The sequence below is a fragment of the Kribbella sp. NPDC058693 genome, assembly GCF_042715335.1.
GTDB classification, from domain to species: domain Bacteria; phylum Actinomycetota; class Actinomycetes; order Propionibacteriales; family Kribbellaceae; genus Kribbella; species Kribbella jiaozuonensis.
The window spans coordinates 243,800-256,308 of the sequence record NZ_JBHXSQ010000005.1; the positions used below are offsets into that span (position 1 = coordinate 243,800).

At 68.4% G+C, this 12,509-nt stretch carries 9 protein-coding genes, 2 pseudogenes and 1 riboswitch; of the genes and pseudogenes, 4 read left to right on the forward strand and 7 right to left on the reverse strand.

From position 1 onward, the window contains the following. Positions 1–96 precede the first annotated feature (96 nt). The 5 genes and pseudogenes from ACFWUU_RS35485 to ilvD all read right to left on the reverse strand — a co-directional run bounded on the left by ACFWUU_RS35485 (position 97) and on the right by ilvD (position 6,787). The gene (locus ACFWUU_RS35485; protein ID WP_380182371.1) at positions 97–1,284 is read right to left on the reverse strand and encodes a trypsin-like peptidase domain-containing protein; all 1,188 of its coding nucleotides are present in this window, start codon (positions 1,282–1,284) and stop codon (positions 97–99) included. 113 nt (positions 1,285–1,397) lie between these two features. Next, entirely contained in the window at positions 1,398–2,417 is a 1,020-nt protein-coding gene (gene ilvC, locus ACFWUU_RS35490; protein WP_380182898.1) for a ketol-acid reductoisomerase, read from the reverse strand. Positions 2,418–2,579: 162 nt separating this feature from the next. Beyond that, positions 2,580–3,083, reverse strand: a pseudogene (ilvN, locus tag ACFWUU_RS35495) (acetolactate synthase small subunit); the annotation flags it as partial. Beyond that, positions 3,084–4,835, reverse strand: a complete 1,752-nt coding sequence (locus tag ACFWUU_RS35500; protein WP_380182373.1) for an acetolactate synthase large subunit — start codon at positions 4,833–4,835, stop codon at positions 3,084–3,086. It lies immediately after the preceding pseudogene. Positions 4,836–5,119: 284 nt separating this feature from the next. Next, entirely contained in the window at positions 5,120–6,787 is a 1,668-nt protein-coding gene (ilvD, locus tag ACFWUU_RS35505) for a dihydroxy-acid dehydratase (RefSeq protein WP_380182375.1), read from the reverse strand. A 123-nt stretch (positions 6,788–6,910) separates the two neighbouring features. On the opposite strand from ilvD, the gene ACFWUU_RS35510 reads away from it, so the two are divergent. From ACFWUU_RS35510 to ACFWUU_RS35525, 4 genes and pseudogenes are all read left to right on the forward strand, one after another. Continuing rightward, a complete protein-coding gene (locus tag ACFWUU_RS35510; protein WP_380182377.1) occupies positions 6,911–7,432 on the forward strand; it encodes a CHAP domain-containing protein in 522 nt (173 codons plus the stop codon). 87 nt (positions 7,433–7,519) lie between these two features. Beyond that, on the forward strand, positions 7,520–8,242 hold the full coding sequence (locus ACFWUU_RS35515) for a class I SAM-dependent methyltransferase (RefSeq protein WP_380182379.1): 723 nt from the start codon (positions 7,520–7,522) through the stop codon (positions 8,240–8,242). A gap of 5 nt (positions 8,243–8,247) precedes the next feature. Next, the gene (locus tag ACFWUU_RS35520; protein ID WP_380182381.1) at positions 8,248–8,616 is read left to right on the forward strand and encodes a nuclear transport factor 2 family protein; all 369 of its coding nucleotides are present in this window, start codon (positions 8,248–8,250) and stop codon (positions 8,614–8,616) included. Positions 8,617–8,618: 2 nt separating this feature from the next. Continuing rightward, a riboswitch (ZMP/ZTP riboswitch) is annotated at positions 8,619–8,695 on the forward strand. Between the two features lie 13 nt (positions 8,696–8,708). Continuing rightward, positions 8,709–9,596 (forward strand): annotated as a pseudogene (locus ACFWUU_RS35525) (5-aminoimidazole-4-carboxamide ribonucleotide transformylase); the annotation flags it as partial. Here ACFWUU_RS35525 and ACFWUU_RS35530 read toward each other — a convergent pair. Beyond that, positions 9,586–10,119: an AAA family ATPase gene (locus tag ACFWUU_RS35530; protein ID WP_380182383.1), complete on the reverse strand. Its 534-nt coding sequence runs from the start codon at positions 10,117–10,119 to the stop codon at positions 9,586–9,588. The pseudogene ACFWUU_RS35525 and the gene ACFWUU_RS35530 overlap by 11 nt on opposite strands. A 19-nt stretch (positions 10,120–10,138) precedes the next feature. Then, positions 10,139–12,385, reverse strand: a complete 2,247-nt coding sequence (locus tag ACFWUU_RS35535) for an MMPL family transporter (protein WP_380182385.1) — start codon at positions 12,383–12,385, stop codon at positions 10,139–10,141. Positions 12,386–12,509: the final 124 nt, after the last annotated feature.

Below are 12,509 nucleotides of genomic sequence, written 5' to 3' on the forward strand. Positions count from 1 at the left end.
CGGTAGGGGCTCGTGATCTTCAGAGCACCGCGCTGTGCCCGCTGCCTCGATGGTACCGCGTCCGCATCCGGGGCTGTTGGAGGGCCCGGATGACGGTCAGTCACTGTCGCAGCTCACCGGGGTCGCCATCGGCACGGTCCGGTCGATCAGCAGCTTGCCGTCCACCCGGACCAGCTGGAAGCGCACGTCGAGCCGGTTGCAGTTCTGGCCGCCCGCACCGGTCGCGGTCGGCGCGAACAGGATGTCGTACGCCATCCGGGCGTACGAGCCGTCCGGTGCGACGTCGGTGATCCTCGGGTTGAAGAAGTACGACGTCCTGTGGTTGTTCAGGTCCCGCGCTTCGGTCATGCCCTTGGCGAACCGCGCCGAGTACAGCGACTGCAGTGCCCGGAAGTCCTGCTGGTTCTCCAGCGTGACGTAGTTGCCGAACAACCGCTGCACCTCGACGTTCAGCGGCGTCCTGGCGACCTGCAGAGCCGGAACGACCGCGGCCTGCGGACCGCGCGACAGCGCGCAGGTCCCGGCCGTCGCGAGGTCGAGTCCCAACGGCGACGCGGCGACGTACCCCCGGAGCTTCTCGAGCGGGACGATAGCGCTGGCCTGCACCGTCGCGCCGGTGACGAGCCCGATCAGGCCGCCGGACTTGTCGACAACCGGGCCGCCGAGCTTGGCCGCGTTCATGACCTCGCTCAACGCCCGCGGGTCGGCCGTCGAGCCGACCTGGTTGATCGTCTGCTTGCCCGCGGCGGTGTAGCCGATCAGAGCGCGCTGCGCCTTCGGGTCGGGATCGGCGGCCGCGAGGTGCATCGGCGTACCGTCGAGACCGATCGACTGCAGTACGGCGACGCCGTCCGCGCTGGTGCCGAGCAGGTTCGCTCGCCGGATCCGGCCGTCCGACGTCACGATCACGATAGACCGCGGGTTCGCGACCGCCGACGCCGCGGTCAGGACCCGCCCGTTGTCGATCAGTACGCCGGATGCCTCGCCGCTCGAGCCGCACGTCGTAGCGAGCACCCGGACCACCGCCGGGCCGGCCGACTTCAGGATTTCGTCGGTGTTCATCCCCAGCCGTCGCTCATGGACGAACCAGCCTGCACCCGCGCCGGCCGCGATGATCACCAGCAGTACGACGAACCCGGCCAGGATCCGGCCGAAGAGCCACGGCCGGCGGCCGGGCGGCTGGGGTGCGGCGGGCCGGCTGGGGACCTCCAGCTGCGTCAGCGAACCGGCGTTCGCGGGGATCCGCCGAGGCGGCCGCGGCAGCCCGTTCCTGCCGTCCTCCACCGCCGGTCACCTCCCCCGCAATCACGTGCTCGAACTACAACCGTCACACATTGTGTCAAAGGAAGGGGCCCGGGCCATCCACCTGGATGGTCCGGGCCCCGACAGCTGGTGTGTCAGCGGGCGGCGCTGCCCTCGACGTAGTCGTCGTCGTGCGACTTGACCCACGCCATCAGGCCGCGCAGTTCCTTGCCGACGGCCTCGATCGGGTGCTCCTGGCTCTTCTTGCGGAACTCGGCGAACTCCGGCGCGCCGGCGTCCTGGTCGGCGATGAAGCGGGCCGCGAAGGTGCCGTCGGTGATGTCGCCGAGGACCTCCTTCATCCGGGCCTTGACCGATGCGTCGATGATCCGCGGACCGGACACGTAGTCGCCGTACTCGGCGGTGTCGGACACCGACCAGCGCTGCTTGGCGATGCCGCCTTCGTAGATCAGGTCGACGATCAGCTTGAGCTCGTGCAGGCACTCGAAGTACGCGACCTCGGGCTGGTAGCCGGCCTCGGTCAGTACCTCGAAGCCGTTCTGGATCAGCGCCGACACGCCACCGCAGAGGACGGCCTGCTCACCGAACAGGTCGGTCTCGGTCTCCTCGGTGAAGGTGGTCTTGATACCGCCGGCCCGCAGACCGCCGATGCCCTTCGCGTACGACAGCGCCAGGTCCCACGCCTTGCCGGTCGCGTCCTGCTCGACCGCTACCAGCACGGGTACGCCGCGGCCCTCGGAGTACTCCCGGCGGACCAGGTGGCCCGGGCCCTTCGGGGCGACCATGAACACGTCCACGCCGGCCGGCGGCTTGATGTAGCCGAACCGGATGTTGAAGCCGTGACCGAAGACGAGCGCGTCGCCGTCGACCAGGTTCGGCTCGATGGCCTCCTTGTAGAGCTTGCGCTGGGCCGGGTCCGGCGCGAGTACGACGATGACGTCGGCCTCCTCGACCGCCTCGGCCGGGCTGAGCACCCGCAGGCCCTGGGCCTCGGCCTTGGCCCGGCTCTTCGAACCCTCCGGCAGACCGACCCGGACGTCGACGCCGGAGTCGCGCAGCGAGAGCGCGTGGGCGTGGCCCTGGGAGCCGTAGCCGAGGACGGCCACGTGGCGGCCCTGGATCACCGACAGGTCGGCGTTGTCGTCGTAGAACATTTCAGCTGCCACTTGCGGCACTTCTCCTTAGTGTTGATTCGGTACGGCGGCCGCGGCTCGGCCTGGCGGCGGGCCCGGCACCGGGTGGTGTGTACGTTCGGCGGGTCGTGCCTGCACGGTCGGAGGACCCGACTGGACGTGCGGCGGCGGCACCGGGACCGGCCGCAGCGTGCGGTCGGAGATGGAGCGGCTGCCCCGGCCGATCGCCACCATGCCGGACTGCACCAGCTCGCGGACGCCGAAGGGTTCCAGCACCCGGAGCATGGCTTCGAGTTTCTCGGGATTGCCGGTCGCCTCGATCGTGATCGCGTCCGGTGCCACGTCGACCACCTTCGCACGGAACAGCTGGACGGTCTCCAGCACCTGTCCGCGGGTCAGGGTGTCCGCCTTCACCTTCACCAGCAGCAGTTCGCGCTGAACCGTCTGGCTGGGTTCGAGTTCGACGATCTTGATCACGTTCACCAGCTTGTTCAGCTGCTTGGTGATCTGCTCCAAAGGCTGCTCGTCCACGCTGACCGCGATGGTCATCCGGGACACCTCGGGGTGCTCGGTCGGACCGACCGCGAGCGAATCGATGTTGAAGCCCCGCCGCGAGATCAACGCGGCCACCCGGGCCAGCACACCGTGCTTGTTCTCGACCAGGATGCTCAACGTGTGCTTCGACATTTACAGCTCCTCCCCGTCCCACTTCGGCGCCATGTCGCGGGCGATCTGGATGTCGTCGTTGCTGGTGCCGGCCGCGACCATCGGCCACACCATCGCGTCGCGGTGCACGACGAAGTCCACGACGACCGGCTGGTCGGTGACCGACATCGCCTTGTCGATGGTGGCGTCGACGGACTCCTTGTCCGAGCAGCGCAGCCCGACGCCGCCCATCGCCTCGGCCAGCTTGGCGAAGTCCGGGATCCGGGCCGAGTGCAGGTCGGTGTTCGAGTAGCGCTTGTCGTAGAACAGCGTCTGCCACTGCCGGACCATGCCCAGCGACTGGTTGTTGATCACGGCAACCTTGATCGGGATGCCCTCCAGCGCGCAGGTGACGAGCTCCTGGTTGGTCATCTGGAAGCAGCCGTCGCCGTCGATCGCCCAGACGGTCTTGTCCGGGCGCGCGACCTTGGCGCCCATCGCGGCCGGCACGGCGTACCCCATCGTGCCGAGGCCGCCGGAGTTCAGCCAGTGCCGGGGCTTCTCGAACGGCAGGTAGTGCGCGGACCACATCTGGTGCTGGCCGACACCCGCGGTGTACACGGCGTCCGGTCCGGCGATCTTGCCGATCCGCTCGATCACGTACTGCGGGGACAGCGTGCCGTCCTCGGGTTCGTCGTACGCGACCGGGTACTTCGCCCGCACCGATTCGAGCTGGTTGCGCCAGGCGTCGTACGACGGGGTGCGGCCGGAGGCTGCGATCTCGGTCCGCAACGCGGCGATCAGGTCGGTGATGACCTCCTTGCAGTCACCCACGATCGGGACGTCGGCGGCGCGGTTCTTGCCGATCTCGGCCGGGTCGATGTCGGCGTGGATGACCTTCGCCTCGGGGGCGAACGAGTCGAGCTTGCCGGTCACCCGGTCGTCGAACCGCGCGCCGAGCGTGATCAGCAGATCGGAGCGCTGCAGTGCGCCGACCGCGGACACCGAGCCGTGCATCCCGGGCATCCCGAAGTGCAGCTCGTGGGTGTCCGGCAGCGCGCCGCGGGCCATCAGCGTGGTGACCACCGGAATACCGAGCAGCTCGGCGAGCTCCTTCAGCTCGGCGCTGGCCTGGGCCCGGATCACGCCGCCGCCGAGGTACAGCACCGGCTTCTCGGCCGCGGCGATCAGGCGGGCCGCCTCACGCACCTGCTTGGGGTGCGGGCGGGTCACCGGCCGGTAGCCGGGCAGCGCGAGCTCGGTCGGCCACTGGAAGTCGACGCCCTGGGTCTGCATCGCATCCTTGGTCACGTCGACCAGCACCGGGCCGGGGCGACCGGTCGAGGCGATGTGGAACGCCTCGGCGATCGTGGTGGCGATGTCGGCCGGGTCGGTCACCAGGAAGTTGTGCTTGGTGATCGGCATCGTGATGCCGCGGATGTCCGCCTCCTGGAAGGCGTCCGTGCCGATCGCGGCGCCGGCGACCTGACCGGTGATCGCGACCATCGGCACCGAGTCCATGTAGGCGTCGGCGATCGGCGTCACCAGGTTCGTCGCGCCGGGCCCCGAGGTCGCCATGCACACGCCGGTCTTGCCCGACGCGGCGGCGTACCCCTGGGCGGCGTGGCCGGCGCCCTGCTCGTGACGTACCAGGATGTGGCGGATCTGGGTCGAGTCGAGCATCGGGTCGTACGCCGGGAGGATCGCGCCGCCCGGGATGCCGAAGACGGTGTCCACTCCGGCATGTTCCAGTGCGCGGATCAGAGCCTGTGCCCCGGTCAGCTGCTCACTCATGAGAGAGCCTTCCTGTCCTGTCACGATGTTTGCTTTTGTCGCGACCGATCCATCCTCGCTTGTGGTTGCTGACGTTGCTCATCTGGGTCGCAGATAGTCGCATTGGCAACAAAAAACCCCTTCGGCCGGGTTGGCTGAAGGGGCGCGCTCGACTCGGTGGTCGCGTCAGTCGGCGCGCCGCACAAGTACGAGGAGAATCGATCGCATGTAGGCATTATTCGCCCGCAGACCGCGACCTGGTCAAGTTGGGCGTCTCCGTGTCTCACCATTTGATACAGCCGTCCCTAGATGCAGACAGCTCCTTCGGACGCGGACCGGACCAGCCGCGTGTATTTCCCGAGCACGCCCTTGGTGATCGCCGGTGTCTTCGGGGTCCAGCCCTGCTTGCGGCTCTCGAGTTCTTCGGGAGTGATGTGCAGGTCGAGGGTGCGGTTCGCGACGTCGAGCGTGATCCGGTCGCCGTCGCGGACGAACGCGATCGGTCCGCCGTCGACGGCCTCGGGCGCGACGTGTCCGACGCAGAGTCCCGTCGTACCGCCGGAGAAGCGGCCGTCGGTCAGCAGCAGCACGTCCTTGCCGAGACCGGCGCCCTTGATCGCGCCGGTGACCGCGAGCATCTCGCGCATCCCCGGCCCGCCCTTCGGCCCTTCGTAGCGGATCACGACCACATCGCCGGGGTTGAGATCCGGTACGGCGTCCATCGCGGCGCGCTCGCCGTCGAAGACGCGGGCCGTCCCCTCAAAGACGTCCGAGTCGAAGCCCGCGCTCTTGACGACCGCGCCTTCCGGGGCGAGCGAGCCGTGCAGGATCGTGATGCCGCCGGTGTGGTGGATCGGCTTGTCGAGCGCGCGGATGATCGTGCCGTCGATGTCCGGCGGGGCGATGTCGGCCAGGTTCTCCGCCATCGTCTTGCCGGTGACGGTCAGGCAGTCGCCGTGCAGTAGGCCGGCGTCGAGCAGGGCGCGCATCACGACCGGGATCCCGCCGACGCGGTCCACGTCGGTCATCACGTACCGCCCGAACGGCTTGAGGTCACCGAGGTGCGGAACCTTCTCGCCCACCCGGTTGAAGTCGGCGAGGGTCAGCTCGACCTCCGCCTCCCTCGCGATGGCCAGCAGATGCAGGACCGCATTCGTCGAACCTCCCAGCGCCATCACGACGGCGATCGCGTTCTCGAACGCTTCCTTGGTGAGGATCTGGCGGGCGGTGATGCCCTTCTGCAGCAGGCCGACCACGGCCTCGCCGGACTTCCGCGCGTAGCCGTCGCGGCGGCGGTCGACGGCAGGCGGAGCGGCTGAGCCCGGCAGCGACATACCGAGGGCTTCAGCTGAGGCGGCCATCGTGTTCGCGGTGTACATGCCGCCGCAGGCGCCTTCGCCCGGGCAGATCGCGCGTTCGACCGCGTCGACCTCGTCGCGGGTGATCAGGCCGCGTACGCAGGCGCCGACGGCCTCGAACGCGTCGATGATCGTGACGTCCTTGTCCCCGAGCCGGCCGGGCATGATCGAACCGGCGTACAGGAAGACACTTGCCAGATCCAGGCGCGCGGCCGCCATCAGCATGCCGGGCAACGACTTGTCGCAACCGGCCAGCAGCACCGAGCCGTCGAGCCGCTCGGCCTCCATCACGGTCTCGACCGAGTCGGCGATGATCTCCCGGCTGACGAGGGAGTAGTGCATGCCGACGTGACCCATCGAGATCCCGTCGGACACGCTGATCGTGCCGAACTCCAGCGGATACCCACCGGCCGCGTGCACGCCGTCCTTGACGGCCTTGGCGAGCCGGTCGAGGGACAGGTTGCACGGGGTGATCTCGTTCCAGCTGGAGGCAACCCCGACCTGCGGTTTGACCCAGTCGTCGTCCCCCATCCCGACCGCCCGAAGCATGCCACGACTGGCAGTGGCCTCCAGCCCATCGGTAACCGTCCGACTCCGAGGCTTCACATCGACCATGCGCCTCACTCTATGCCTTCGTAACTTAACGACACTGTGATTGCTTTGTGTGGTTAGTTAATTACATACTCATTGTGCTAGCCGCCTGGGGGGATTTGTCCCAATCCGAAACGGAGCAAGCTGATGCGCCCCACATTGCGACTCCTGTTGTCCGCTGTCGTCCTTTCCCTGCTGGGCTCGCTGTCGCTCACTGCGGCAGCGGCTGATCCCCGGACCAAGATCGTCAACGCCGCCAACGGTGAGGTTGGGCAGGGTGAGACGCCGCCTGGCAGTAACTGCAATCCGTACGGCGCCTGTGAGTCCTGGTGTGCGCATTTCGCCACCTGGACCTGGCGCAAGGCCGGAAGTGACATCCCGAACTACGGCTTCACCGGTGACATCTACACCTGGGGTCAGCGCAAGGGTCGGGCGCACTCCGGGAACAGCGGGATGAAGCCCGGCGACATCGTGCTCTACGGGACCGGGCCGCAGAACACGAGCACCAGTCTGCACACCGGTGTTGTAGTTGCTACTGGCAACGGGAAGATCACGACCGTCGAAGGCAACTCGCACGACAAGGTGCAGAAGCTCGGGCCGTTCGATCCGAAGCACGCGAAGAACGCCGGCCGGCCCGGGAACATCTACGGCTGGGTCTCGGCGCAGTAGTCCCATCGACGAGCCGGTGCGGTTCTCGCCGACCGCACCGGCTCTTATTTCGTTGTCGTCCGGCGGATCCGCTTCTAGCATTCGCGGGTGAGTGACGATGCGTACGGCGACGAGCAGCTGGTGGAGTTGTACGACCTCGACAACCCACCCGGTGATGACCATGCCTACTACCGCGCACTGGCCGCGGATGCCCGCAAGGTTGTGGACTTCGGTTGCGGCACGGGTCTGTTGACCCGTTCGCTCGTCGCGCCGGGTCGGGTGGTGATCGGCGTGGATCCAAGTGCCACGATGCTCGACTACGCGCGCCGTCAGCCGGGCGCCGACGCAGTCACCTGGATCGACGGAGACTTCCGTGCCGTGGAGCCGACGCACGACACCGACCTCGTGATCAGCACGGGCAACACGATGATGCACGTCGGCAACCAGGCCGAGGCGTTCAGCGCGCTCGCGGACGCGCTCCGGCCCGGCGGTGTCATCAGCTTCGAGTCGCGGAATCCGGCAGCACGTGCGTGGGAGCAGTGGACCCGCGAGGCGACGTACGGCGAACGGGACACGTCCGTCGGACACCTCGTCGAATGGCTCGACCTGATCGAGGTCGCCGACGGCCGCGTGGTGTTCGACGCGCATAACGTCTTCCCCGACGGCCACGACGCCGTCTACCGGAACACGCTCTACTTCCGCTCCCCCGAGGCAATCACCGCCGACCTCGCAGCCGCGGGGTTGGTCGACGTCGCGGTGCACGGCAACTGGCAACAGGAGCCGGCGACCGAGGACTCGCGGCTATTGATCTTCCACGCACTCAGGAGTTGACGACCGTGGACCAGCTCGAGGCGTACATCGACGGATGGCGCCGGCACGACAGCGCCGCCGTACTCGAGACGCTGACCGACGACTGCGTCGTGATCGAGTGCTACGGGCCGGTCTACCGCGGCAAACCGCGGGTCGAGCAGTGGATGGATGCCTGGTTCGGCGCGGGCGGGACCGTCGACGCGTGGGAGATCACCTCGCGGGCCGCGGCCGGCGACGTACTGGTTGCCGAGTGGCATTTCGAGTGCACGTGGAAGGGCGAGCCTGGCGCGTTCGACGGGGCGACCGTCGCGCGGGTCGACCAGGGGCGTATTGCGTATCTCCGCGAGTACGCGACGACGGCGCCGCTGTACGACTGGACCGGTGTGTGGACGTAGGCTGAGGGCAGCGCGACTGGCGAGGGTGGGTTACCACCGGGGAGCGAAGAGTAAGGCGTCGTCCGCCTGGGCGCCTCCGAACGAGTTCGGAGGTTGTCGTGCGTTATGGGATGAATCCGCATCAGTCGGCTGTGATGGTGCCGGTCGATCGGGCGCCGTTCACGGTCGTGGCGGGTGAGCCGTCGTACATCAACGTGCTGGATGCGCTGACCGGGTGGCAGCTGGTGCGCGAGGCTGCGTCGGCGTTCGGTACGCCGGCGGCCGCGTCGTACAAGCATGTGTCGCCGGCCGGGGCGGCTCTTGGCGGGAGTGTCGCCGAGGCCTATACCCGGGCGCGGGACGCGGATCCGAAGTCGTCGTACGGCGACTTCGTGGCGGTCTCGCATCCGGTGGACGCGGAGCTGGCGGCTGTGTTGAAGCGGGTCGTGTCGGACGGGATCATCGCGCCCGGGTACGACGAGGGCGTGGTCGAGGTCCTCGCGGCGAAGAAGCGCGGCACGTACCTCGTCCTCGAGGCGGACCCCGACTTCGAGCCGCCGGCCGAGGAAGTACGCGAGATCTACGGCATGCGACTCACGCAGCAGCGCGACGACCTGCCGTTGCCTGCTGACCTCTCCGATGATCTGAAGCTCGGGATGATCGTTGCCCGGTACACCCAATCCAACACCGTCGTGCTGGTGAAGGACGGCATGACCATCGGTGTCGGGGCCGGCCAGCAATCCCGCGTCGACTGCACCCGGCTCGCCGGCGAGAAGGCCGCGCTGTGGTGGTCACGTCGTTCGAGCGAGCCACTCACCGGCGTGTCGATGGTGTCCGACGGCGCACTCCCCTTCGCCGACAACGTCGAGGAGGCGCACCGGTACGGCGTGACGCACATCGCCGAGCCGGGCGGTTCGATCCGCTCGGCCGAGGTCACCGCCGCGTGCGCGGAGTACGGCATCAGCTGGCGTGCGACCGGCGTACGGCTGTTCAGGCACTGAGCAGGTAGTCGCCGGAGGCAACAGCTTTGCGGACCTCGGCGGCCGTCGCGGCGGGATCGAGCGTTGACGTGTCGATCGCGTGCGCCTCGAGCTCGCCGAGGTCCGCGAACGCGCCGTGCAGCCCGGTGAGCGCGTCGACGTCCGTCAACTCGACCCCGTCGCGCGCCTGACCGCGCCGTAGCGTCGTGTCCAGGTCCGGACGCAGTACGACGTACGACATCCGCCAATCGGCCGCCGCCGCGCGGAACGGGCCGAGGAACCACGGCCCGATGATCCCGTCCACCACGACGTCGTACCCGCCGCGTGTGTAGACGCCCACGGTCGCGACGATCGCGTCGACCACCACCTCGTTCTGGTGCTGTGCCTCGGCCAGCCACGGCGCGACGAAGCCGGTGCGGATGGCGCGGTAGAACTCGTCGGTCGTCAGATGCACTGTGGGACCAGAGGCGTCAGTGGCGACGAGTCGTGCCACAGTGGTCTTGCCCGAGCCGGACGGGCCGGTCAGCAGAAGCACATCGCTCATGCCGACCGACCGTACCCGGTCAGACGTGCTCGACCTCCCGAGCCGGCTGCGGCGGCGGTTGCGGACCGCCCTCGAGTTGGATGTCGGGGACGATGCGGTCGAGCCAGCGCGGCAGCCACCACGCCCGATCGCCGAGCAGCGTCATCACCGACGGGACCAGGATCATCCGGACCACGCTGGCATCGATCAGTACCGCGACCGCCATGCCAACGGCGAGCATCTTCACCGTCGGGTCGTCGTCGAGCACGAAGCTCAGGAAGACCACGATCATGATCGCGGCCGCGGTGGTGATCACCCGGGCCGTCGCGCCGATCCCGATCGCCACCGCTCGGTGACTGTCCTTCGTCGCGATCCACGCCTCGTGCACCCGCGACAGCAGGAACACCTCGTAGTCCATCGACAGCCCGAACACGATCGCGAACATCAGCATCGGCACGAACGACGGGATCGGCACCTTCTCGTCGATCCCGACCAGCGACGATCCCCAGCCCCACTGGAAGACCGCCACGATCACGCCGTACGCCGCGCCGACCGACAGCAGGTTCAGAATCGCCGCCTTCACTCCGATCAGCAACGAGCGGAACGCGACCGTGAGCAGCAGGAACGCAAGCACCACGACCGCCCCGATCAGCCACGGCATCCGGCTGCCGACCTTCTCGGTGAAGTCGACGTACCCGGCCGTGGTGCCGACGACGTACGTCGGTTCCTGCTGGCCGGACAGCACGTCGTCGCGGATCCGGTTGACCAGGTCCTCGGTCTCCGCAGCCGACGGCGAGGTGGTCGGGATGACGTTGATGATGGCTGTCGTACCAGCGCTGTTCGTGCTCGGCGGCTGGACCGCGGCGACCCCCGGCGTCTTCTGCAAGGTGGATGAGAGCCCGCTCAGCAAGGTCTGCTTGTCACCCGAGGACGGCAGCTGTACGACGACCGTCAGCGGACCGTTGGCGCCGGGGCCGAACCCTTGCGCGATCAGGTCGTACGCCTTCCGGCTGGAATCGGCGGCCGGATCGGTGCCGGCGTCGAGCTGGCCGAGGTTCATCGACAGCAACGGGATCGCGAGGACGAGCAGCACCAGCGTCGCGGCGATGCCGTACGGCCACGGCCGATCGCTCACCTTGCGGCCCCAGCGGGCGAACGCGCTCTGCTCGTGCTTGGCGTCTCGGCGTTCGCGTTCCTCCGCGCGGTGCTCGGCGATCGCCGTCTCGTCCGGGAGCGACGACTCCAACTCGCGCTCATCGGCGAGGTGATGCCGGTCCTTGCGATTGAGGACCGTGAACTTCGCCAGACCGAGCAGCGCCGGGATCAGCGTGAGCGCGGCGAGCACGGTGACCGCGACCACGATCGCCGACGACAGGCCTAGCGCGCCGACGAACGGTACGCCGGACACGTACAGCCCGAGGATCGCGATCACGACGGTGCCCCCGGCAACCAAGATCGCCGCGCCGGAGGTGGACTCGGCCCGGCCCGCCGACTCGACGACCCCCATGCCGTCGTCCAGCTGCTCTCGATGCCGCGACACCAGGAACAGGCCGTAGTCGATCGCGACACCGAGCCCGAGCAGGGTCGCCACCGTCGGCGCGGAGACCGGGAAGTCCTTCACGGCCGCGAGCAACCCGAGGACCGCCAGCCCGCCGCCGACGCTGAACACGGCCGACACCAATGGCAGCCCGGATGCGACCACGGACCGGAACATGAGGAACAGCAGCAACAGCGCGAGCGCGAGACCGATCGCCTCCGACGGGCCGTCGTCCGCCTGCTTCCCGATCTGGCCGGTGCCCCCGCCGTACTCGACCTGGAGCCCGGCGGCCCGGGCCGGCTGGACGGCCGCGTCCAGCTTGTCGACGTACGACTTGTCGAGCGACGCCGGAACGACCGAGAAGGAGACCGGCGCGTTGACGATGCTGCCGTCCTTCGAGATGTACGCCGTCTGCGAGGTCGCCAGCGGATCGATCGCGGTGACGACGTCGGGCAGCTTGCCGACGGCCTCCATCGACGACTTGACCGCGTCGGCGTGCTCGGACACCGTGCCGGTCTTGGCGTGGAACACGATCGAGCCCGAGTACCCGCCGGCGCTGGTGAAGTCCTTGTTCAGGATGTTCAAACCAGCGGACGATTCACTGCCCGGGACCGTGTAGTTGTTGACGTACGTCCCGCCGAACGCGGACCGCAGTACGAACAGACCGACCACGACCACCAACCAGCCCGCGATCACGAACCAGTGAAAGCGTGCCGCTCCCCGGCCGAGCCGATCCAGAAATGCGTGCATAAGGCGCCCCTCCCCCAGGGCGCCCCCCAGGCGACGGCCCAGCCGTCGGCCCCTTCGGGCGAATGTAAATCGGCACCGGCCAGGCCCACAACCCTTCGGCACCGACAGTCACCACAACGCCATC

Excerpts from the sequence above, each read along its gene's own strand:
- ilvC (WP_380182898.1), bottom strand. The coding sequence starts at position 2,417 with ATGTTCTACGACGACAACGCCGACCTGTCGGTGATCCAGGGCCGCCAC.
- ACFWUU_RS35500 (WP_380182373.1), bottom strand. The coding sequence starts at position 4,835 with ATGAGTGAGCAGCTGACCGGGGCACAGGCTCTGATCCGCGCACTGGAA.
- ilvD (WP_380182375.1), bottom strand. The coding sequence starts at position 6,787 with ATGGTCGATGTGAAGCCTCGGAGTCGGACGGTTACCGATGGGCTGGAG.
- ACFWUU_RS35510 (WP_380182377.1), top strand. The coding sequence starts at position 6,911 with ATGCGCCCCACATTGCGACTCCTGTTGTCCGCTGTCGTCCTTTCCCTG.
- ACFWUU_RS35530 (WP_380182383.1), bottom strand. The coding sequence starts at position 10,119 with ATGAGCGATGTGCTTCTGCTGACCGGCCCGTCCGGCTCGGGCAAGACC.
- ACFWUU_RS35535 (WP_380182385.1), bottom strand. The coding sequence starts at position 12,385 with ATGCACGCATTTCTGGATCGGCTCGGCCGGGGAGCGGCACGCTTTCAC.